21 protein-coding genes are annotated in these 22342 nt (G+C 59.7%); 13 read left to right on the plus strand and 8 right to left on the minus strand.

Annotated features, from left to right (window positions below):
- On the plus strand, positions 1 to 518 hold a 518-nt coding region (locus tag ABIT12_RS04565), incomplete at its 5' end, for a TOBE domain-containing protein (protein WP_348040366.1).
- 210 nt (positions 519 to 728) lie between these two features.
- Entirely contained in the window at positions 729 to 1679 is a 951-nt protein-coding gene (locus ABIT12_RS04570) for an aldo/keto reductase (RefSeq protein WP_348040368.1), read from the plus strand.
- A gap of 479 nt (positions 1680 to 2158) precedes the next feature.
- Here ABIT12_RS04570 and ABIT12_RS04575 read toward each other — a convergent pair whose 3' ends face one another.
- Entirely contained in the window at positions 2159 to 2494 is a 336-nt protein-coding gene (locus ABIT12_RS04575) for a hypothetical protein (protein WP_348040370.1), read from the minus strand.
- A 121-nt stretch (positions 2495 to 2615) separates the two neighbouring features.
- Here ABIT12_RS04575 and ABIT12_RS04580 point away from each other — a divergent pair, with 121 nt between their 5' ends.
- Positions 2616 to 3005, plus strand: coding sequence for a hypothetical protein (locus ABIT12_RS04580; RefSeq protein WP_348040372.1), 390 nt, complete (start codon positions 2616 to 2618; stop codon positions 3003 to 3005).
- Between the two features lie 283 nt (positions 3006 to 3288).
- Here ABIT12_RS04580 and ABIT12_RS04585 read toward each other — a convergent pair whose 3' ends face one another.
- Together ABIT12_RS04585 and ABIT12_RS04590 are read right to left on the minus strand one after the other, a co-directional pair.
- Complete coding sequence (locus ABIT12_RS04585; protein ID WP_348040374.1) at positions 3289 to 4947, minus strand: GMC family oxidoreductase; 1659 nt, start codon at positions 4945 to 4947, stop codon at positions 3289 to 3291.
- Positions 4948 to 5018: 71 nt separating this feature from the next.
- Positions 5019 to 6098, minus strand: coding sequence for a LacI family DNA-binding transcriptional regulator (locus ABIT12_RS04590; RefSeq protein ID WP_348040376.1), 1080 nt, complete (start codon positions 6096 to 6098; stop codon positions 5019 to 5021).
- A 233-nt stretch (positions 6099 to 6331) separates the two neighbouring features.
- On the opposite strand from ABIT12_RS04590, the gene ABIT12_RS04595 reads away from it, so the two are divergent.
- From ABIT12_RS04595 to ABIT12_RS04615, 5 genes are read left to right on the plus strand one after another with little or no spacing between them, the layout of a single operon-like run.
- Positions 6332 to 7261 (plus strand): sugar phosphate isomerase/epimerase, encoded by a 930-nt coding sequence (locus ABIT12_RS04595; RefSeq protein WP_348040378.1) that lies wholly within the window; start codon positions 6332 to 6334, stop codon positions 7259 to 7261.
- A 46-nt stretch (positions 7262 to 7307) separates the two neighbouring features.
- Positions 7308 to 8534, plus strand: coding sequence for an ABC transporter substrate-binding protein (locus ABIT12_RS04600; RefSeq protein ID WP_348040380.1), 1227 nt, complete (start codon positions 7308 to 7310; stop codon positions 8532 to 8534).
- A gap of 58 nt (positions 8535 to 8592) precedes the next feature.
- Positions 8593 to 9471, plus strand: coding sequence for a sugar ABC transporter permease (locus ABIT12_RS04605; protein ID WP_348040382.1), 879 nt, complete (start codon positions 8593 to 8595; stop codon positions 9469 to 9471).
- Entirely contained in the window at positions 9471 to 10364 is an 894-nt protein-coding gene (locus ABIT12_RS04610; RefSeq protein WP_348040384.1) for a carbohydrate ABC transporter permease, read from the plus strand. The genes ABIT12_RS04605 and ABIT12_RS04610 overlap by 1 nt, the downstream gene beginning before the upstream one ends.
- 4 nt (positions 10365 to 10368) lie before the next feature.
- Positions 10369 to 11457 carry an ABC transporter ATP-binding protein gene (locus ABIT12_RS04615; protein WP_348040386.1) on the plus strand — a complete coding sequence of 363 codons (1089 nt, stop codon included), beginning with the start codon at positions 10369 to 10371 and terminating at the stop codon, positions 11455 to 11457.
- Between the two features lie 250 nt (positions 11458 to 11707).
- Here ABIT12_RS04615 and ABIT12_RS04620 read toward each other — a convergent pair whose 3' ends face one another.
- The gene (locus ABIT12_RS04620) at positions 11708 to 12295 is read right to left on the minus strand and encodes a TMEM175 family protein (protein WP_348040388.1); all 588 of its coding nucleotides are present in this window, start codon (positions 12293 to 12295) and stop codon (positions 11708 to 11710) included.
- Between the two features lie 406 nt (positions 12296 to 12701).
- Between ABIT12_RS04620 and ABIT12_RS04625 the strand changes: the two genes are divergently transcribed.
- On the plus strand, positions 12702 to 13493 hold the full coding sequence (locus ABIT12_RS04625) for a phytanoyl-CoA dioxygenase (RefSeq protein ID WP_348040390.1): 792 nt from the start codon (positions 12702 to 12704) through the stop codon (positions 13491 to 13493).
- 419 nt (positions 13494 to 13912) lie between these two features.
- The gene (locus ABIT12_RS04630) at positions 13913 to 14158 is read left to right on the plus strand and encodes a heavy-metal-associated domain-containing protein (protein ID WP_348040392.1); all 246 of its coding nucleotides are present in this window, start codon (positions 13913 to 13915) and stop codon (positions 14156 to 14158) included.
- On the opposite strand, the gene ABIT12_RS04635 is transcribed toward ABIT12_RS04630, so the two are convergent.
- The gene (locus ABIT12_RS04635) at positions 14155 to 15624 is read right to left on the minus strand and encodes a multicopper oxidase domain-containing protein (RefSeq protein WP_348040394.1); all 1470 of its coding nucleotides are present in this window, start codon (positions 15622 to 15624) and stop codon (positions 14155 to 14157) included. The genes ABIT12_RS04630 and ABIT12_RS04635 overlap by 4 nt on opposite strands.
- 68 nt (positions 15625 to 15692) lie before the next feature.
- Positions 15693 to 16073 (minus strand): hypothetical protein, encoded by a 381-nt coding sequence (locus ABIT12_RS04640; protein WP_348040396.1) that lies wholly within the window; start codon positions 16071 to 16073, stop codon positions 15693 to 15695.
- A gap of 144 nt (positions 16074 to 16217) precedes the next feature.
- On the opposite strand from ABIT12_RS04640, the gene ABIT12_RS04645 reads away from it, so the two are divergent.
- Together ABIT12_RS04645 and ABIT12_RS04650 are read left to right on the plus strand one after the other, a co-directional pair.
- Complete coding sequence (locus ABIT12_RS04645) at positions 16218 to 18593, plus strand: heavy metal translocating P-type ATPase (RefSeq protein ID WP_407065586.1); 2376 nt, start codon at positions 16218 to 16220, stop codon at positions 18591 to 18593.
- A gap of 137 nt (positions 18594 to 18730) precedes the next feature.
- Positions 18731 to 19420 carry a DUF930 domain-containing protein gene (locus tag ABIT12_RS04650; protein ID WP_348040418.1) on the plus strand — a complete coding sequence of 230 codons (690 nt, stop codon included), beginning with the start codon at positions 18731 to 18733 and terminating at the stop codon, positions 19418 to 19420.
- Between the two features lie 20 nt (positions 19421 to 19440).
- Here the strand turns inward: ABIT12_RS04650 and ABIT12_RS04655 are convergent, their stop codons facing one another.
- Complete coding sequence (locus tag ABIT12_RS04655) at positions 19441 to 19734, minus strand: hypothetical protein (RefSeq protein WP_348063299.1); 294 nt, start codon at positions 19732 to 19734, stop codon at positions 19441 to 19443.
- 402 nt (positions 19735 to 20136) lie between these two features.
- On the opposite strand from ABIT12_RS04655, the gene ABIT12_RS04660 reads away from it, so the two are divergent.
- Positions 20137 to 20724: an Arm DNA-binding domain-containing protein gene (locus ABIT12_RS04660; protein WP_348040400.1), complete on the plus strand. Its 588-nt coding sequence runs from the start codon at positions 20137 to 20139 to the stop codon at positions 20722 to 20724.
- Between the two features lie 189 nt (positions 20725 to 20913).
- On the opposite strand, the gene ABIT12_RS04665 is transcribed toward ABIT12_RS04660, so the two are convergent.
- On the minus strand, positions 20914 to 21918 hold the full coding sequence (locus ABIT12_RS04665) for a hypothetical protein (protein ID WP_348040402.1): 1005 nt from the start codon (positions 21916 to 21918) through the stop codon (positions 20914 to 20916).
- Positions 21919 to 22342 lie beyond the last annotated feature (424 nt).

Here is a 22342-nt window from a genome sequence, read left to right on the forward strand (position 1 = left end):
AGCGGCTCAAGACCACCACGGTCTATGTGACCCACGACCAGATCGAGGCCATGACCATGGCCGACCGGATCGTCGTGATGCATGACGGGGTGATCGAACAGATCGGCACGCCGCTCGAGCTCTACGATTATCCGGCGAACCTGTTCGTCGCCGGCTTTATCGGCTCACCGGCGATGAACATGATCAAAGGCAAGATCGATGGCGCCAGCTTTGTCGCTGACGATGGCACCAGGATACCGCTCGGCATGGTGCCGGGCAATTCGGCCGGCCGATCAGTGACGCTGGGCGTTCGGCCCGAGCATTTCAGTCTCGACCCCAACGGCGTCGATGCCGAGGTACTGACGGTCGAGCCGACGGGTTCCGAAACGCACGTGGTCGCGCGCTTTGCCGGTAACGAGATCATGGGGGCGTTCCGCGAGCGCATCACCACGCAGCCGGGCCAGACGCTGAGAATCCGTCCCGAGGGCAATTCGGTGCATCTGTTCGACGCCGAGTCCGGCAGGCGCATAGCGGCCTAGGCAAGTCCGCGCCATCATCAACTGTGTTGGAAGGTCCTTTCCGTGGGGTTCATGCCGGAAGCGGTCGTTCTGCGAACTGCCCCTGCCTCGCCTTGGCTGTTGCGGCAACGTGCGCTCGCCTGGAGAGTGTAATCGGGCGATTACAAGTGCGGGCGATGACTCGTTAGTCACGCAAAGCTGGCAAGAACGAGGGAACTGGAGAAGCGAGACATGAACTGGCGCGAGCATCGCGGACTTGGCAAGACCGGCCTCAGGGTTACTGGCATCTGCGTCGGCGGAAGCCCCATAGGCAACATGCCGAACGTCTACGGCTACGGGGTTGAAGACGAACAGGCGGTCGCGCTTGTTCGGGCTGTGCTGAGTGGCACTTTCAATTTCCTGGACACCTCGAATGGCTATGGCAACGGCACGTCCGAGCGGCGCATTGGCGCCGCTATCAAGGCCCACGGAGGGCTGCCTGAGGGGTTCGTGCTCGACACCAAGGTCGACGCCGACCCGGAAACGCGCGACTTTTCCGGCGATCGGGTCCGCAGATCGGTTGAGGAAAGCTTCGAGCGGCTCGGCATCGCCTATTGCCCGCTTATGTATTTCCACGACCCCGAGTACTACATGACCTTCGAGGAGGCCATGCTGCCCGGCGGCCCGGTCGAGGCGCTGGTGAAGCTCAAGGAAGAGGGGGTCGTGGGCAACATCGGCGTCGCTGCCGGCCCGATTCCGATGATGCTCGAGTATGTCAAGACCGACCTGTTCCAGGTGGTCCTCAGCCACAATCGCTACACGCTGGTCGACCGCTCGGCCGTGCCTCTGATGGAGGAAGCAATCAAGCGCAACGTAGCCTATGTTAACGCCGCGCCGTATGGCGGCGGTATCCTTGCCAAGGGGCTGGGCGACAATGCTCGGTACATGTACCGTGAGGCCAAGCCCCAGACGGTCGAGGCCGTTAGGTCGATCCAGGCGGCGTGCGCGCGGCATCAAATACCCTTGGCCGCGGCAGCGTTGCAGTTCTCCCTACGCGATCCGCGGGTGAGCTCGACGGTTGTCGGAATGTCCGACGCCTCGCGCATCGATGAAACAGTGGCCCTCGCCGACCATCCGATCCCGGCCGAATTCTGGACAGAGCTCGAGACGATGGTGCCGCCAAATGAAGTGTGGGTTGGTTAGTCGCCAGGGGTGGGCGGCGTAGTTTAGAATTACTGCATCGCCAGCGCGCCAGCTGCAGCCACTTTCTCCTCCGTCTGGATTTTCCCAGCGGGACGGGGCCCACCCTCACTTCCCCGGTAGCTCGCTTGGATGCAGCGCAGGACTGTGTCGGCTCCTTTCTCGCGCCATCTCGCAAAGCAGGAGCCGACGGTCCTAAGACAAGGAATTTGCCACCCCAGCTCTAACAGCACAGACGGCTTTAACTAGCCACCTTGCCGGAGGCGGTCAGTCTGCATCCAGCCCCAGGTTGCCATTCTTCGAACGTCTGCTTTTCTTATTGCTGATCCGGAACCGGACTGACCGCTTTCCACCCCATTTTGGCCTTCAAGCGTGGTGCATAAATCTTGAATTTTGCACTGGTGGCTTCCGAACCCGTTGACGTCATACCGTGTCCACCCCGCGGCTCCCCGAAGCGATGTGGTCAAGGCTGCGTCGAGAAATTAACGATGCTTGGAGAAAAGGGCGCGCTGTGCATGATTGACGGGGCCATCGAACCAATCGACCTCGCGTTTCGACGGTGGAATATGGTCCCGACGACGTTCGTTGTTGTAGAACAAGGTGCCATGGATTCCGAGCGCATCGCGCTTAAGGATCGGCCGGTCCCAAAGTGGCGTTAACACGGATATTGCGGCCTCTTCGCCGATCCGCTCGAAAAGGTCTTCGGCCAATTCCATGTCGCGCCCATCCGGAAAGATGGCGGCAAACTCCTCGTCTGTCGCTTGGAACAAGCTAAAGGTAGCGTTGTCGGCGCCGTCGATAATCTGAATGTTTTTCACGAAGGTATTGTGGCACTCGAAAGGGGCGTCCGCAATTGACCGGTTGAACTCACCACCCCAACATGGCTTTAAGCGTGGTGCAGAAATAATGAATTATGCGCAAGACGATGGGAACCGGCAAATGACCGATCAAGATGATGGTTGGGAGCGTATCGGAGACTGGAGCTTCGCTAGGTTCGGAAAACGAACCATCGTATTCAGCAGGAGCGATACCGGACAAAGCTACTCAGTCGAGGTGGATGAAGACGAACAGGAGTTGATCAATGTATTGGTTGGGGCTCACACGCTGGAGCTTGGTATCGACAGAAAGATGCACCGGAATGGCATTTTCCAACTTCGTGGTGGGCTCTCAGACCGCAACGACTTGTTCAACATCGACCGTTACGCGTGGATCGAGCTCACGCTCTCCCAACCTGCGGTAATCGAGTATTGGGGAACTGGCGTTCTGTTTCGGAAGGACGAGGAAATATCTGGAGAGCCAGTGAGAGGACTCCTCGCATTCCGTCGTTGAATTCTAAGGTGCAGATGTCTTGAATTCTGCACAACCAGAGAACTGTCTCATAATGATCTGCACCATGCGGCAGTTACCGACCCCACCTCGGTCATTCACCTATGGCCCTAGCCATCCTGAAAGCGGCCCTCTCCAACCAGACGTTGCCCGGGTCCGCATCGCATCGCATCGCCGAGTTGCGTCCTTTAGAATGCTAAGCAGCTTCAATGCTGGTCCGGGGCCAATAGCAGACGTCGCCGCCATGTGGCCAGGGTCCCAAATTGGACCGAAGCGATACTTCCCTTCAAGTTCCCGATTTCTGCGCCTTCAACTCCTCGCCGAGGCGGCGGCAGGCACGCACGGTAAGAGCCATGATGGTCAGCGTGGTGCCAGCGACGCCGCTGGTCGGGAAGGCGCTGGCGTCGGTGACGACGAGGTTGGGCACGTCCCAGCTCTGGTTCCAGCTATTGAGCACCGAGTGCGCCGGTGCGTTGCCCATCCGGGCGCCGCCCGCTTCGTGGATCGCGGCCCCCATGACCATGGTCTTGTTGAACATGCGCCGGAATAGAAAGCGGCTGAGCGGATCTGCTTCGGGATAGGCACCGCGGCCCTTTTCGACGAGCCCGAGCGGGGACCCGACGAATTCGAGTTCTCCCCCGATGCCTTCGACCATCTCGGTGAGCGTATCGACCTGGCGGGACAGGGTCGCCTTGTCGTCCGCCCCCATCTTGCAGCGGATATGAGGGACGGGAATGCCCCAGGCATCCCTGGTCTTCGGGTCGATGGTAATCCGGTTATCAGCGTCCGGTTGCATGACGCCGAAGCCGAAGAACGACAGCCGCGCATAACCGGATCGCCCGGTTGGGTAGCGGCCGATGCTGCCCTGAAAATTGAAGTCGCTCGCCGCCTTGCCACCTTCGCCCACGAAGCGCGGCACGAAGATGCCTCCCGAGGGCCCATAAAAGGCATCGGGCGGCGCGGTGTCAGCCGGGGCGGCGCCCCTGGCCTTGGGGTAGTTGCCGGTGGCGATGCAAGGCAACTGGTCCATGAAATATCGCCCCAGAAGGCCCGAGCCGTTACCCAGCCCAGCGGGATGACGGGGCGAGGCGGAATTGAGCATCAGCCTTATGCTTTCGATGGGGGAGGCACAGAGGACCACGGCTTTGGCCATCACTGTGCTGCGTGCTCCGGTCGCCCGATCGAGCACCTCGGCACCCGTGGCGAGGCCGGTGGTCTCGTCGGTGAGAACACGGTGAGCGATGCTGTTGTAGCGGATGGTCAGATTGCCGCTGGCGATGGCTTCGCGCAATGGGCGCAGGACCCGGGTCGGCTCCGGTCCGATGTAGCGCCAGGAGATCACCCGTCGATCGGGCCACTTGCCTTCCAGGTCGGCCTTGAACTGCTCTTCGGCACCGGTAAGCCGCGCCTCGTGGCTATAAATGCTGTCGGGCTGGGTCGGTACATTGTCCGGGCGACCATAGATGCCCAGGCACCGTTCGACGTCCTCGTAGAAGGGCACGATCTCGTCATAGGCGATTGGCCAGTCTTCACCCTTGCCGGTGCGACTGCGCATCCTGAAGTCGTCATCGGTCCAGCGCAGCAGAGCGCGGCCGAATGTGTGGGTGCGTCCGCCCGCCTGCCTGCCCCTTATCCATACGAAAGGCGCGTCGGGCGGGGTGGCATAGGGATGCTCACGGTCATTGACGAACAGGCGCCGCATGCGCGTATCGAAATAGGCCGCCCTCGCCTGGATACCTTGGCCCATCAGCGTCGCCTTGGCGCGCTGCCAGAGATTGATGTCGGACTGCCGGACCTTTCGCTGCGCATTGAAATCCGCCGGGCCGATTTCCGGCCCGGCTTCGAGCAGCACAACCTTGAGCCCCTGCGCCGTCAATTCCCGGACCGCAAAGGAGCCGGACGCCCCTGAGCCGATGACCATGGCGTCGAATTGTGCAGTAGACATATTGGATGCGCTCTCGTTGGTGGGGTCGGGAAAGTTCGTTCAGGCAGTTGGACTGCTCGCGAGGAGTGCCGTCACGATCTGTGGCCTCGGTCTTCCGGGGTAATGGCGCGCACGCTCTGGCGCAGCACCAATTGGCACGGCACCTCGATGCGATCCGGCGGGGTCGTTACGTCGCCGGTTGCCATGCCGATCAGCAGTTCCACGGCTTGCCGGCCCAACTCTGCGGTCGATTGCTGGACTGTCGACAAGCTCGGCGTCATGAAGGCACCCACGGACGCGCCGTCAAAACCGATGACGGAAACATCGCCTGGCACGTCGAGGCCGCCATCGAGCACCGTCTTGATGAAGCCGACGGCCGTATCGTCATTGGCGCAAACCACTGCTGTGGGGCGATCCTGAAGCGCGAGGGCCAGGTAAAGCTGTCCCGAGGCGACGCCGCCGGAAAAGTTGAAGTCCCCCTGCATGGTCTGCAGGGTTTCGGGCGAAATGCCACTGCGTGTCAGCCCTTCTCGCACACCACGAAGCCGCTCGATGTCATGGTAGTTGCCGGCGCGGCCACGAATATGGAGGAAGCGCGTATGTCCGAGCCCTGCCAGTGCTTCCACTGCCTGGCCGATGGCCTCGCTGTCATTGCTGATGACGCTGGGAATGTTCTGGCCGCTCATATCGAAATGCAGGGAAACCACCGGCAGGCCCGCCTGCATGAGATTGCGCTCGGCGGTGCTGGGAACGGGGGTGGCCATGAGCAGGACGCCCGATACGGTGCCGCCAAAAGCCAGCGACAGGATGTGCTCATCGGTCTGCGCCTCGCGCGACACGTTGGCGATAACCAGCGAATAGCCGCGCGCCGTCATGGCCTCGGCGGCTGATCGGAGCACTTCGAGAACGGTCTGGGATGCGCCGATATAGAGTTCATCCGGCAGCACAACCATGATGGTGCGCGTCTGTCCGATGCGCAGGTTTCGCGCCGCCTGATTGACCATGTAACCCAACTTGCGGGCCGCCGCCTCCACCTTGAGCCGGGTGGGTTCGGCGATGCGGCCAGGCTTGGTGAGGGCGCGGCTGACCGTGGAGGGCGCTACTCCGGCCTCGCGCGCCACGTCGGCCACGGATGGGGCGGATGCACGCTCAGGCGTCGATTTTTTATTCATTGCTTCACCTCCTCCATCCTTCTTGCAGGGAAATCCCGTGTGCCGTCAAACACCCAAGTGCGCCTAATTTGTAGGCATCTTTTGTACTTGCGTACGTAAAAGCCATGTGCAATCAATATCGCGTTGGCAATCGATTGCCAACACCATTCTGATCGAGCGTCCGTAATATAGATTGATTAAGTTCGCCATTTTTGGCGAAGGAGCTGCTTTTGCCTGCGATATCAAAAATTAAGATGGCCGTTGATCTTGTAACATTCTTCCACCCCCAGTTCTGGGCGGTCGATAATGTCGGGCAGATCATTGATCTTTCCAATAAATCGCCGGATTTGTTCTGGGGGAAAATGCTCGATACCGTGGCGGCTGCAGGTCTCACCGGGATTGAGCCGACCTTTTCCCCGTTTAACTGGCAGCATGCGCTCAAGACTTTCGGTTCGGCCGAGCGGTTTTCCGAGGCGCTCGCCAGCCGGGGCCTGACGCTGGCCAGTGGGTTCTTTGCCGATCTCGAGCACGGCAGCGATATTGCCGATCCGGCGGTCCGCTCCGGGGCGCTCGATCTGGTCAAGCGCTATGCCGAGGTTATCGCCGCGTGTGGGGGCGACGCCATGGTGGTGGGGCTGCCGATGCGCCGTACTCGTGGCGCCAATCCGCCGCTCTTTGTCGATTTGCCCTATGCGCAGCGCCTTGCAGAAGTCGTGAACGAGCTTGGCGCGGCGACCCAGCGCCAGGGCGTTCGGCTGGCGCTCCATACCGAGGCGCATTCAGTGTTCTGCACCAGCCGCGATGTCGACCTGTTCATGCTGCTCACCGATCCGCTCTATGTCGGCTTCTGCCCGGATGCCGCGCATCTGCTGGGTTCGGGTGCCGATCCGGTGACCGTCGCTACCCGCCATATCGACCGGCTGGTGGTGGCACACTGGAAGGACGCCACCGGTGTCATGCCGTTCGATATTCCAATCGATGCCGGCATCCATGACAGCCACCAGCAGTATTTCTGCCGGCTGGGCGCCGGGCGGGTGGATTGGCCGGCCTGGGCACGCATGTATCGCGACCACAAGATTTCCGGCTGGGCGGTCCTTGAACTGGATGCCGCAGCCGATCCCCTGTCCGAAATGATCGCCTCACGGCAGTTCGTCGAGACCGCCCTACTCCCCATCATCGACTGAAGACCGGCAGCCCCGTCCGGTCTTCGCTATTCAGGAAGGACTCCAAATGCGTCGTCTACTCCTCCCCAGCCTCACCGCCCTGCTGCTGGTTTCGACCGCCCAGGCGCAGGACCTTACCGCCGAGGTCGCCCATTCCTGGACCTCGGGCGGCGAAGCCGCCGCCGTCAAGGTCATCTCCGACGCTTTCAACGCCAAGGGCGGCAAGTGGGTGGACTGGTCAGTGGCGGGCTTTGAAAACGCCAATGCCGCCTATGTCAGCCGGCTCCTCGCCGGCGACCCGCCAACCGCCAAGACCGCTGTGGCTGGCCCCGAAGTCACCGAACTGGTCGCCCAGGGCCTGATGAATGACATCGACGCCGCCTTCCACCAGGCTGTGCCCGATGGAGTGGTGCCACAGGTGGTGCTGAACGCCATTACGGTGGACGGCAAGGTCTACATGGCACCCACCGGCATCCATGCCGGCAACTGGATGTTTTATTCGAAGCCGGTCTTCGAAAAGGCCGGCATCACCGCTGCTCCCAAGACCTGGGACGAGTTTTTCGCCGCCATGGACAAGATCAAGGCGGCCGGCATTACGCCGATCGCCTGGGGTGGCCAGTCCTGGCAGGAGGGCATCGTGTTCCACGGCGTCGTGCTGTCCACCATTGGCAATGCCGCCTACGCCAAGCTCTATACCGACAAGGACCTTGCGGTCATCGATACGCCCGAATTTGCCCAGGCGGTGAAGACCTTCGCCCGACTGCGCGACTATGTCGATGCCGGCGCGCCTGGCCGCAACTGGAACGATGCCACCGCCATGGTGATCAAGGATGAGGCTGGCGTCCAGCTGCTCTCCGATTTCATCAAGGGTGAATTCACCACGGCAGGCGAAGTGGCCGGCACCGATTATGGCTGCGCCCTTACCCCGGGCACCGACTCGCTGATCTCGTTGGCGGATGCCTTCACCTTCCCCAAGACCGGCAATGCCGACAAGGACAAGGCGCAGGTACTGTTGGCCGAAACCGTGCTCGATCCCACGGTGCAGGCCCAGTTCTCTGTGCTCAAGGGATCGGTGCCGATCCGCACGGACATCGACACCAGCGGCTTTGACAGTTGCGCGCAGGAAGCTATCGGTCTGGTCAAACAGGACAAGATCGTTCTCGATGCTGCCATGACCCTGTCGCCAGCCATCAATGGCGCCTTCAAGGACGCTATCGGCGCGTTCTTCGCCGACCCTTCGATGAGCGTCGAAGCCTTCATCGGGCAGTACAAGGCGGCTTTCGCCAATGGCTGACCCGTCGGCTGCACGCTCTCCTGCGTCCGGCCCGGCTCGATCTGGGGCAACTGGCAGATTGCGTCTGCCAGTTGCCGCTCTCGCGGCGCTGGCACCGGCCTGGCTGATTATCCTGGTCGTCTATCTGGGCACTACGGTCTGGACGGTGCAGCTCTCGCTTACCAATTCGCGCATGTTGCCCTCGAACGAGTTCGCGGGCCTGGCGCAGTACCAGCGCCTGTTCGGCACCGCGCGCTGGTCGATTTCGATCCACAACCTGGTCACTTTCGGCATCGTCTACGTGCTCGGCGCGCTGGTGGTGGGGTCGCTGCTGGCTATTGCGGTGGACCGCCGGGTGCGGTTCGAAAGCATGTGGCGCACGGTTTTTCTCTACCCCTATGCACTTTCCTTCATCGTCACCGGCCTGATGTGGCAGTGGTTGATGAACCCCGAGATCGGCATTCAGGCAACGATGCGCGCCGCTGGCCTTGGCTGGTTTACCTTCGATTGGACCACGCGCCCGGATATGGCGATCTATGCGGTGTCGCTGGCTGGTATCTGGCAAAGCGCGGGCCTGGTCATGGTGTTGATGCTGGCCGGTCTGCGGGGCATCGACGCCGATCTCTGGCGCGCCACCCGGATAGAGGGCATCCCGATGTGGCGCACCTATCTCACCATCGTCCTGCCCCAGCTCGGTCCGTCGCTTGCCACCGCCTTCATGCTGCTGACCATGGGGGCTGTGCGCACCTTCGATCTGGTGGTGGCGCTGACCAATGGGGGACCGGGCCAATCCACCGAGGTGCCGGCCAAGTTCATCATGGATAGCCTGTTCGCCCGGCAGGACCTGGGGCTGGCAACCGCCGGGGCGACGGTCATGCTGGTGACTGTCATGGCGATTGCCGTGCCCATCCTTTATGCGCGCGATATCTGGGCGCGCCGCCGGAGCGGGAGGCTCTGATGCAAGATCCATTCCCATCGCACGCGCGTGGCCCGCGCCCACAGGGCCTGACCCTGCCCCGCATCGGCCTTTACGGCTTGCTGGTCGTGGCGGCGCTGTTCTTTCTGCTGCCTGCCTATGTGATGATCGTGACCTCGTTCAAGAGCATGGACGAGATCCGCGCGGCACAAATCTTTGCTTTGCCGCATATGCTGGACTGGTCGGCCTGGTCCAAGGCCTGGTCGAGCGCCTGCGCCGGGGTAAACTGTACGGGGGTCAGTGTCGGGTTCTTCAATTCGGTCAAGATCACCATCCCGGCCACTATCCTCTCGGTGCTGCTGGGCGCCGTCACCGGTTATGCGCTGTCGTTCTGGCGGCCGCCCGGCTCAAAATTGCTGTTCGCAGCCATCACAATTGGTGGCTTCATTCCGTTACAAATCTTCCTGTTTCCGGTGGTGCGGGGCACAGCCGCGCTGGGGCTGTATAACTCGCTGGCCGGCATCGTCCTGGTGCATGTCATCTTCGGCCTGCCGCTGACGACGCTGCTGTTCCGAAATTATTACGCATCCATACCGGTGGAGCTATTCAAGGCGGCGCGGGTTGACGGCGCTGGCTTCTGGCGCATTTTCGTATCGCTGATGCTGCCGCTCTCCCTGCCCATGCTGATCGTTGCCGGCCTCATGCAGATGACCGGCATCTGGAACGACTTCCTGCTTGGCCTGGTCTTTGCCGGTCGCGACAATCTCCCGATGACCGTGCAACTCAACAACATCGTCACCACCACCACCGGACAGCGGGAATACAATGTGCATATGGCGGCCACCGTGCTGACCGCCATCGTGCCGCTTGTCGCCTATTTTGTTTCCGGACGCTGGTTCGTCCGCGGCATCACTGCCGGTTCCGTCAAAGGTTGATCCCATGTCCGTTCCAGTCTCGCTGCGCTCCATCGATATCGGCTACGGCACAACCGCCGTGGTCAGGGACCTCGATCTTGAGGTTGCCTCCGGCGAGTTTTTAGTGCTGCTGGGGCCATCGGGCTGCGGCAAGTCCACCCTGCTGAACGCCATAGCGGGTCTTACCGAGCTTGCCGATGGCGAGATCTGGATCGGCGAGCGCAACGTCACCTGGGCCGATCCCAAGGACCGGGGCATTGGCATGGTGTTTCAGTCCTATGCGCTTTACCCCAATATGGACGTGGAAAAGAACCTGAGCTTTGGCCTCACGGTCGCCGGCGTCCCCAAGGCTGAGGTCGCACGCCGGGTCAAGCGCACCTCGGCCATCCTGCAGCTTGATGACTATCTCAAGCGCCGGCCTTCTGCGTTGTCCGGGGGCCAGCGCCAACGCGTCGCCATCGGGCGTGCGCTGGTGCGAGACGTCGACATCTTCCTCTTTGATGAACCGCTGTCCAATCTCGACGCCAAGCTCAGGGCCGAACTGAGGGTCGAGATCAAGAAGCTGCACCAGGAGTTGGGCAGTACCATGATCTACGTGACCCACGATCAGGTGGAGGCCATGACGCTGGCCGATCGCATCGCCATCATGCGCAACGGGGTGATCCAGCAACTGGCAAGTCCCAGGGAAATCTACCACCGACCCGCCAACCTGTTCGTTGCCGGGTTCATCGGTTCGCCAGCGATGAACCTGATCGATGGCACGCTGCTCCATGCCGAGGGCCGCTGCCGGTTCCAATCGGACCTGATATCGGCTGACCTGTCAGCTTATCCTTTCATATCTGCCGCTCCTGAGGGCGACCGCGCCGCCATCGTCGGTTTTCGGCCCGAGCAGATCATGCTTGGACAGGGAAGCGGGCATCCCGAAATCCCCGCCGTCGTCAGCGTCATCGAGGCCATGGGCCCCGACACCGTCCTCTGGTGTACCGCCGGCCGGACCACACTGAGCCTGAGGATGCCTGGCGACTTTGGCGGCCGGGTTGGCGACCGCATCGTGCTGGGCCTCGACCTGGCGCAGGCGTCCTTGTTCGACAAGGCCTCTGGCGCCCGCCTGTAGGCGCTTGTCGGCGAGATGTCCGATCTCGGGTGCGTACCGCGCCTCGCGGCCAGCATAAACAGCGTCCGCTTTCAGCACACGGTAAGGCAGATCGAAATGGCCGAGATGGGGCGCTTAGCTGAGAGGCTGCTGCCGACCCCATATCGGTCATCGGTGGTCAGTCGTAATATTCCCGTAAGCAGCCATTGCGCCATCGTCCTGTTGGGCAGCGTGCTGCCTTTGAAGGGCAAGGCGAGATGAGCGCGATATCTTAAGCTTCACTTCTGTAGCGGCCAGATAAGATCCCGAGCGGGACCAACAATATCCAGAAGTATTTGGCAAGGTCAGCATTGACGAAGGCCACCGGGATAGAGAGCCCGAAAACGATAGCGTTGATATAGCCAGCCCAGATGGGGCGACGTTTCGAGGTTTGATTAGCCAAGCCTGCGCGCTCAGCATAGACCGTCATACTGCCGAGCAGCAGCGACGTGATAGCGATCAGACCAGCGTAGAGACTGGTGCCAACAGCACCGTCATTTTCGGCTAGAATGCCTGTCAGGAATGGCATCAGGCCCAGGGCCATGAGAAACATAAGATTGATCCAGGTAAGCACGCGGTTCGAGCGTTCGATATGGCCGAAGGCACGCTTATGCCCGATCCAAAACGTGCCGATGACCACAAAGCTGAGCATATACGCCATAAGATTGGGCAACACCTCAACGATGCCGGACCACAACTGTGCGTCGGACATTTCGGCGGCTGGCCCAGGCAGCCTCAACTCCAAAACCAACAAGGTGATGGTAATCGCGATCACCGCATCGCTGAATAGCACCATCCGTTCGTTGTCATGCCCTGCCATTGCGCGCTCCTTTTGGTGGTCGCATATACCTTACCATGACGCCCCCACAATCGCCTCCAGGGGGATACGTTGAACCTCGCAAAGGTCGATTAAAGAAACGGTCAGGCGGCTGTTTGCGAGCAAGTCAGCTGGAATAGCTGCCCCCTTCCACCCAAACGCTGCCGGTCGGAAACCGACCCCATTTCAGTCATAGGACAGCTTCCGAAGCTTTCTGAGAAGCGGACATCGCTCTCTGGCTTCGAGGGTTCTTGCCTGGAAAAAACGCAGCTGCTAAACTCGCGCCATGACGATGTTTAAGTCCACATTCTTTCCGCTGATCTGACGACTTGCCAGTCGTCGCGGCACCAAGGTGCCTTTCAGATCACACCGGCCTGTCCCGCGTGGAGGCCGTGCGGAGAATTATTGAATGTCGGAAGCTTCTCATTCCGGTCTGAGCCAGGCTCAGATCGCGCACTTCATTGAACATGGATATGTCAAACTTGAGGGTGCCTTCGATGGTAGCCTTGCCTCACAGGGACGAGACCGGCTTTGGACCGCCATGGGCCTTTCCCCCGACGCGCCAGAGACATGGAAACAGCCAGTTGTCCGCTTAGGTTTCATGACCGGCAAGCCTTTCGTGGACGCCGGGAACACCCCGCTCCTGCACGCATCGTACGATGCCCTGGTCGGCGAGGGCCGGTGGTTGAGACCCAATGGGTTGGGCACTTTCCCGGTGCGTTTTCCCTCGCAAAACGATCCGGGCGATGCGGGATGGCACGTTGATGCCAGCTTCGGCACCGACAACCCTGACTTTATGCAGTGGCGGGTCAACGTGAAAAGCAGCGGTCGGGCTCTGCTCATGCTGTTCCTGTTCTCTGATGTCGGGGAATTGGACGCGCCGACCAAGATCAGGAAGGGGTCGCACCGCGCTATCGCTAAACAGTTGCTGCCGGCCGGAGAGGGTGGGCTCACGCTGGGCGAACTGGCCGCTGACGGATTCGCATCGACTGCCGACTGCGAAGAAGTCCTGGCCACCGGGGAAGCCGGGACGGTTTATCTCTGCCACCCTTTTCTAGTCCACTCCGCCCAACCGCATCGCGGATACAAGCCTCGATTCATGGCCCAACCTCCGCTCCTGCCCAAGGGTGAGTTTGACCCGTCGCTACCACCGTCTGCGGTGCAAATAGCCATCCGCAGGGCCATTGGGATGGAGCTCTAAACTTCAGGGGCCAGGGACATAATCGTTCCTGGCTCTGCCTGCCTTCGGAATGGCCGCTCATGCGGGGAATTTGCCTGAACCCGACTGTCGCCTTCCCACCCCGTTTCAGTCGTAAGATCGTTTCTTTTCGATTGGCAGATGGGAATGGCGGGGCCTCTGTGGACAAGGTGAATTAGCGTCCCCTTCCGTCCGAGCGATGTCACGCTAGTAGAAATTAATACAGCCCAATATTGGAATTGTCGGACGCCCTGTTGCGCGTGCCAAGCTGACGCGCAGTTTGCTTACAGGTAAGGACTTTGCAGACCGCGTTCTGATGGGTGTCGGAACGGCCTTCGCAATGTTTGCTACAGCGATTGCGCTTGACCTTCCCGCGCTGGAAACCTGCAGACTTCTGGAAACCAGCCGGAAAGGACAATGGGATGCATAGCTTCCAGGTAAATGACCTGACGTGTGGGCACTGCGTGGCGACGGTCGAAAAGGCCGTCAAAGGGGTTGATGCGGACGCGATTGTCAAAATCGACCTCGCGACCCACAAGGTAGACATAGAGAGCCGCAAGCCGGTGAGCCAGTTTGCCCAGGCTATTGAGTCCGCGGGCTACACCGGGAACTGGTGGGTTAGCGGAGACACGAGGGGCGCCCTGATGCCCCTCGCCCTTGGGACCTAGAGGTAGATCAGTTCCGCCATCATGCCCGTCGCCATGTGGTAGAGGTTGTGGCAGTGATAGAGCCATCGGCCCGGATTGTCGGCGTCAAATGCGACAACAACGCTGGTCATCGGCGGCACCAGGACGGTGTCGCGAATAGCTCCGGCAATCCGACGCCCGGCTATTTCGACAATCTGGAAGTGGTGGCCGTGTAGGTGCATTGGATGGGCCATCATGGAGTGGTTCATGAACTCGATTTCCACGCGCTGACCCTTGGAAACCTCAAGTTTTCGGTGCGTGGCCCAAGTCTGGTCGTCCATGCTCCATTGATAGGGCATCATTGACCCCGTGAGCATGACCGCGTGCCGAACATCCGCCGATCGAGTTGAGAGCGGGACAGATGCCATCAGGCCTGCTTCCTGGTCCAGATTGAGAGCTGCTGATGCTGTATCAGCCACCCCGGAGAGCTTGTTCACCTGCACGCCGGGCGCGGCGAGGATAATCCCCGTGCGCGGTCGATCACCTTCGCGTTGCGCCAGGACTGGCACGACCTCCCCTGCACCAACGTCCACAATCAGATCGATACGTTGCGCCTGGGCGAGCGAAAACCGGGATGCTGAAATCGGCACCACGTCATTGCCGTCGACAGCAACCAGGGTCGCCAAGGCGCCACCCAAATCGATCCAGAAAGCAGTGGACGTCGCGCCATTGATGATCCGCAGCCTGACCCGCCCGTTGCGATCGGTACGCACCACCAGCGGATCATCTAGCGTGCGATCATTGGCCAAATAGGCATCAAACTCGATGTCATTGAGGTCCATCCCGCCCATGATCATCGGCGACTGGGCCTTCTTGGATGGAGTCATCGGCATCGCCATGCCCGACATGTCCATGGGCATCGCCATGCCCATTCCCCCTGCGTCACTTTCTTGGCCCATCGTTGAACCGCCGGTAAGACCGTTCAGAATTTCAACCGGGTCTCGGAAGGAAAAATCATGCAGCAGGACAACGACCTCCTGCAGATCGGACTTGAGATCTGCCGCCGTTCTGACGATGAGCGGCGCCGCCAGCAACTGTTGTTCCTGCAATCCCTGATGCGAGTGCATCCAATGGGTGCCGGGGCGAGCAGCGAAGCGATAAGGGCGGGTTTCGCCGTCCTCGAGGGGCACCGCATAGCCGGTATCGGTTACGCCATCGAGCTCTGGCGGTGGGAGCTGGCCGTGCCAATGGATGATCGTCGCTACACCGGAGCGATTTTCGAGCGTCAAGTCGAACATCTCGTCCGCAGCCAGCACGACTGACGGGTCGCCGTTCGGACCAGTTAACCCGAATACAGAGGCGGGCTTTCCATTAACTTCGATGGTTCGCTTACCCACGATCAGCCGCTTTTCCGAGGCCGCGCGTGCGGAGGCAGGCAGGATAACACTTGCCGCACCCAAGGCGGCGGCCGATGCCATGAAGGCCCGGCGAGACATGGACATGTTCATGATTTCAATTCCGATTGAAGTGACGCGCACAAGTCGTGCGCAACGGTGTTTCAGGCCGCGATCACTGATCAGATTGGAGGGCGCCGCAGTGGCGACGACACGGCGCCGATGAGGATGACGATTGTCGAATCTGCAAATGGCTCGGGTTTGAACCGCACTTCAGGACGCGGCGACACCGCAAGGCTCAAGCAGTAGCAGTAGGCGCTGTGACCCGTGGCACAGATTTTGGATCGAACATGACTGCTAGATTGCGGAGAATGTTCGCCAATACCGCCAGCCAAGGCTACTGGGCCTGACATCGGCATTGCGTGGCTTTGCGCCATTGGATGAATTGGCGCATCCGCTTGTGCCGGCAAAATCATGGCAAGCGCCGGCAACACCAGCAGCAGGACAAGTGCTGCTCGGCAAAGTGCCACCAGGCGCTTTCCGAATTTATGGTGATGCATCATCAGCAAATGCCCAAGGTTCAATTCCTCATAGCGCTTGCCACTATGGCAAGGTCAAGGCCCAACTTCGCAGCAAATGCCGATATCGCTTGACCTTGCCACGATAGGAGGGCCCACAAGATCGATGCCCACCAAAAGGAGGCCTCGATGAACCCGACCGGTCACGCCGAAATGCACCAAGGCCACGATCATTCCCACTCCGGTGAGTCTGGTGATGTAGCGGCGGGCAATGTGGTCAAGGATCCTGTCTGCGGGATGACCGTCGATCCTCAAACTGCCAAGCATCATGTCGAGCACGGCGGACAAACCTACTTCTTCTGCTCGGCGAAGTGCCGCGAAAAGTTCTTGGCGAACCCTGCCCAATTTCTCGTTGCGGCACCCCAGGCGGTCGTTGCTGCGGTGCCTGAGGGCATGATTTACACCTGTCCGATGCATCCTCAAATCCGTCAGTCCAAACCCGGCAACTGCCCCATCTGTGGCATGACGCTTGAGCCGGAGATGCCCGCCGAAGCCGCTGGACCGAGCCATGAACTGGTCGATATGACCCGGCGGTTCTGGATTGGGACTGCGCTTGCCGTGCCGGTCTTTGTCATGGAAATGACCAGCCATGTGATCGACTTGCACCAATGGGTTGCGCCCCAGACACTGAACTGGGTCCAGCTGGTGCTGGCGACGCCGGTCGTTCTCTGGGCGGGCTGGCCGTTCTTTGAGCGCGGCTATGCGTCCCTCAAGAACCGCAGTCTTAACATGTTCACCCTGATCGCAATGGGGATCGGCGTCGCCTGGCTCTACTCGATCGTAGCGACCCTGCTGCCAGGTGCCTTCCCGGACTCGATGCGCTCGATGGGCGGTGCGGTGCCGGTCTATTTCGAGGCCGCTGCGGTGATTACCGCTCTGGCGCTGCTGGGCCAGGTGCTGGAACTTAGGGCGCGGGAACAGACGTCCGGGGCCATAAGGGCACTGCTCGACCTCGCGCCCAAAACTGCCCGCCGCATCAAAGCCGATGGCAGTGACGAGGAAGTTCAGATCGACCAGATCATCGTTGGGGACAGCTTGCGGGTTCGTCCCGGCGAAAAGGTGCCCGTCGATGGCACCGTGACCGAAGGGCGAAGCTCTCTCGATGAATCGATGGTCACCGGCGAGTCGATGCCGGTTACCAAGGAAAACGGGGCGCGGCTGATTGCCGGGACGATCAACCAATCCGGTGGCTTGGTGATGCAGGCCACCAAGATCGGGCGTGACACCATGCTGGCCCAGATCGTGCAAATGGTTGCGAGCGCTCAACGCTCCAGAGCACCGATTCAGCGTCTCGCCGATCAGGTCTCAGGCTGGTTCGTGCCGCTGGTGATTTTGATTGCTGTCATTGCGTTTGCCGCCTGGGGCATCTGGGGGCCGGAGCCCCGTTTTGCCTATGGGCTGGTCGCCGCTGTTTCTGTTCTTATCGTTGCATGTCCCTGTGCACTCGGCCTGGCGACGCCGATGTCGATCATGGTGGGTGTTGGCAAGGGGGCTGGGCTCGGCCTCTTAATCAAGAATGCAGAGGCTTTGGAGCGGTTGGAAAAGATCGATACGCTGGTCGTGGACAAGACCGGAACCCTGACGGAGGGCAAGCCTGCGGTCACCTCGATCCTGGTTGCCGCTGGCATTGATGAGACCGAACTTCTGCGCATTGCCGCCAGCCTGGAACGCGCCAGCGAGCACCCGCTGGGTCAAGCCATTGTTGGTGCCGCCACAGAGCGCAAGCTGACACTCTCCAATCCGGATGGCGTCGACTCCCCGGTTGGCAAGGGTCTCACCGGCAAGGTTGATGGCAAGACGGTGTTGATCGGCAGCGCGCAGTATTTTGAAGCCGAGGGGATCAAGGCGGCAGACTGGATCGGTCGGGCGGACGAGCTGCGCCAGGCTGGCGCCACCGCAGTCATGGTGGCAATCGACGGAACCATTGCGGGTGTGCTTGGCATCTCCGACCCAATCCGAAAATCCACGCCAGCGGCCCTGGCAGAACTGCGCAAACAAAACATCAAGGTGGTGATGATGACCGGCGATAATCACGTCACGGCTGACGCCGTCGCCAGGATGCTCGGGATCGATAGTGTCGAAGCGGACGTCTTGCCCGAACGCAAGAGCGAGGTGGTCAACAGGCTGCGCTCTGAAGGCAGAGTCGTTGCCATGGCTGGGGACGGCGTCAATGACGCTCCCGCGCTTGCGGCGGCCGATGTCGGTATCGCGATGGGCACGGGCACCGACGTTGCCATCGAAAGCGCTGGCGTTACCCTTTTGGGCGGTGACCTGATGGGCATTGTCAAAGCCCGTCGTCTTTCTCAGGCCACCATGGGCAATATTCGGCAAAACCTGTTTTTCGCCTTCTTCTACAATGCGGCGGGCGTGCCGATCGCAGCCGGGCTGCTTTATCCGATGTTCGGTCTGATGCTGTCCCCTGCCATTGCCGCCGCTGCAATGGCCTTGTCATCGGTCAGCGTCATTGGCAATGCGCTTCGCCTGCGTACTGCAACAATCGAATAGGCAAGGCGGACCCAGCCCAATGGCGCGAGGTGCACGCAGAATAATTTCGAGCGCGCGGGCCTTGTTGCCGGCTCGATGCGCCCTTTGGTGAGGGGGCAATTAGCGCGTCGAGCGAAGAAGCCGTTTCCTTGATTGCGATGAACACTACCGCGCTGCGTGAACGAACGGCGGTCCTTGTTTCGATCGTCCTGCACGCCGCTATGCTGGCCATGCTAATGCTATTGCTCACGACGCCTAAGCTGCAGCAACCGCACCCCCGAGTCGTTGACGTGGACATCGTGACGGAACAGCAGTTCCGCAAAATAGCCATGCCAGCTGCCGCGCCGATCTCACCCCAGCCACCGGTTGCACTGTCAACAACAGCTCCGGAAATGCTGCTCCCTGTGGCGCCGCCGGCGCCTAAACCCCAGTCGGCAACGGATGCCGGCGGCATGACCACGGCAACCCGGTTTTTTACCGGTCGTATTCTCGACGACCCCAAGAACCGTCAGATCAAACAGACGCTGCCGCGACTGGGACCGAACGAGCGGATCATCCAGCTATGCAATATCGAGGGGCTCGAACAATTGCGGTTGGCGTCGGCAGGTCAGGTGCCTGACTCGCTGGATCCGAGCGCCATGAACGAAACCACAATCATCGGCGATAGTCTGGACGCTCCCGGTGGGGCTTACCGGCTAGACAAGAAATGGTACGCGGTTAGCCTTACTTGCAAGGTTGGAGGCGACCGCCTGAGTGTAGTTGACTTCAAATTCAGGATAGGTGCCGCTATCCCGCGTGACCAATGGGAGAGCCATAATCTGATCGATGAGGATATCGAACTAGACTGAGCGTTTGGCCGAAAGCCAACCTAGATCCTGCTGCCAGTCTGACCTCTGGACTTGTCGACCGACAGTGCCGTCGCTAGCACCAACACCGCCATGCCGCCGGCACTGTGCAGGATCATCGCAAATCTGCCTGAAGTCAGCGACGTGAGATCGCCCCCTGGCGCTGCCGCTGCCAGTGCGCCAATGATCGGCGTCTGTATCAACAGCACGACGACCGCCACCACCGTCAGCACCAGCGTGGCGATCACCCAGTAAAAACGTTTCGGCGCTCTAATGGCCCATGTGAATCGGCGAGGGGTTTGGGTGCCGATCGGCACGCTAAGCCTTTGAAATCTCAATCATCGGGGGGGTCGCACAATGTCGCGGAGTAACAGCCGACCGCTGCGGCTCTGCACAATACTTGCCGGAATGCCTGGGGAGGATAACAGCGACTTTTCAGGGACTTGCCTCGTCCGGTCGTCGGATGGCCTATATGCCGCCGATTTCAAGGACTAGTGGCGGAGAGGGTGACCCCCCAATTGGCGTGCAGCTGCGGTTAAGTTAGTGCAGCGAGGTGCAAAGAACAATCGAGAATTCCGGTTTGGAATCAACGGTCTAATCCAGCGCGAGCATCCAACTACGCCCAATAACGTCCTAGGCGCTACAGCAGCTAAATCCAACTACATCCAGCATCAAGTATGGGGTAAAGTGTGGGTTAGCGATGCTTTTGGAGCGGTCGATTGAAGTCTGGACGCCACCCCGAAAAAGCCCTGACCGCCATTCAGGTCCGACAGCTGAAGGAGCCGGGCAGGTATGCAGACGGCAACGGTCTGTACCTCGTTGTCGATCCCTCTGGTGCCAAGCGCTGGCTACTTCGAACAGTGATCCAGGGGAAACGAAGAGATATGGGGTTGTGTGGCACTTCGACCGTTAGCTTGGCCGAGCCTCGGGAACTAGCGACAAGCTACCGCAAGCTTGCGCGCGCTGGTGGCGATCCGGTTGCCGAACCTCGCAAGTCAACAGCGCCCGTACCAACCTCTAAAGAGGCTGCCGAACTGGTTCACGCCGAACATAAGGAAGGCTGGAAGAACGGCAAACACCAACAGCAGTGGATCAACACATTCGAGCAATACGCATTTCCAGTCATCGGCGACCGACGCATTGATCAGATTGGAACGCCGGACATCCTAAAAATCCTTAGCCCGATATGGTTGGTGAAATCCGAGACCGCGCGGCGGGTCAAGCAGCGCATCGGCGTTGTTTTTGCATGGGCAAAGGCAGCGGGTCAGGCTGAACAGCGAATGCGGGTTCATGATGGCGCTTCATGATCAGGCGACATCAGTGAATCACGACACCATCAAAGGCATGAGGGTTTTTGCGGGTGTCCAGCTTTGATCAGGTCAAGCGTTGATCATCGCTACCGTTCGCGAGCAGCGCGGCGAGACGATCAGAATGCGCCGTGAGAAAGCTGCGCGATGCAGAGATGGCACTAGGCTTTGCGCAACATCTAAACACGCCTACTGAACCTGCTCTTGTTTGAGGAGATTCCAAAAAACCCTGTGGCCCTCGGGGTCCACGAAAAGCGACCGCGATTCGATGGCTTTTATGTCAGTCGTATCTGCGCCGCCGCATACGACGCCAACAATATGTCCATCGAGCGTAGTAGCGATTCCGCCACTCATGCCGTGAGTTGCAAGTGCAGTAGAAACAAAGATTTCCTGTAGATCCGAAAACCCAGTGACAACCCCAGTCGAAGAAACCATGACTCGCCCAGCGGTATCACCGAGGTTCGTTCCGCCGAAAAGATTTGTTCTTCCAGGAAACCCTGTTAAATAAATCTGCTCGTTTTTGTAGACATGATAGTTTACCGGAAGGTATATTGGTTCGATAATGTCACGTGGCGACGTTAGTTCTACAAAATCCGAAAGTGCAAAAAGAAGATCACGTCTATTATTCTTGGGATCTATGTCGCCTTGTAACTGATAGTCGCCCAATCGTACGTCAGGATTTATTGCCCCGAATGTCAACAAGTTGCCAGCAGAGGTCGCAGAATTGTAGACTATGTCTTTGTCGATGTTGGAGAGTCTAAGTGGAGGAGAAATCTGGCCAAGTTCGAGTGAATTTTCCTTAGCCGCTGCACCTATCCAGTTTTGGAACATGTGGCGGCAGGTAAAGAAGTCTCTTCCATCGTTTACAAATCCGGTCCCACCATAAGAGGACCGGAAAATGGGGCACCTTTTAAGCCCCTGATTTCTGCAAGTCTCGATCTGCAACGTACGTAAATCGGAAGTCAATTTGGCCGTGTCGGTGACTTTCTTGATAGAATCGGTGTCGACGACTTCGTAATTACCTGCATCCTTTTCCTCAAGCGTGACGGTGAGGATTTTCAAAACGGCCGTCATAGCGACGTGCTTATAGGCAGCTTCGACCTTTTCGATGGGTTTGTAGCCCGTCCAGGTTTCCTGCGCGATGGCGCCGGCAGGCGCGAAAAGGGCAAAAATGAGAACGATACTTTTAATCATAAGACCTCTAAGCGGAATTTGCCCAAGCAAGTTCTACAAACACCATAACTGATAAGGTACCGGCGATCCAACGGCAACATACCTCCTAACAAACATCGTATTCGGGGCTTGGAGCGGGCGGAGATACTTCAGGCCCCTATGAGCGGCTGTTATCAGCTGGACACCCGCAAAACCTCAGAGGGCACCCGACCCGCCCAAAATTCGCGTGAACACACGGGAATCGCAACGGGAACAAACCGGATTCAAATGATGCTGCGACCGTTCCGCTAGATCTTTGAAGAGGGTTTTTGCGGGTGCCTAGCCCTACAGGGGAGTTGATGGACTGGGCGGCATGGTAGTTGAAAGCAAAAGGCGTGTATCTCAGACCTTGCCCCGGTGGTATTTCCCCAGCTTGAGCTTTCTGCGTCAGTGAACTTACCATGGG

It is taken from the genome of Devosia sp. (assembly GCF_039927955.1).
Taxonomy (GTDB): Bacteria; Pseudomonadota; Alphaproteobacteria; order Rhizobiales; family Devosiaceae; genus Devosia.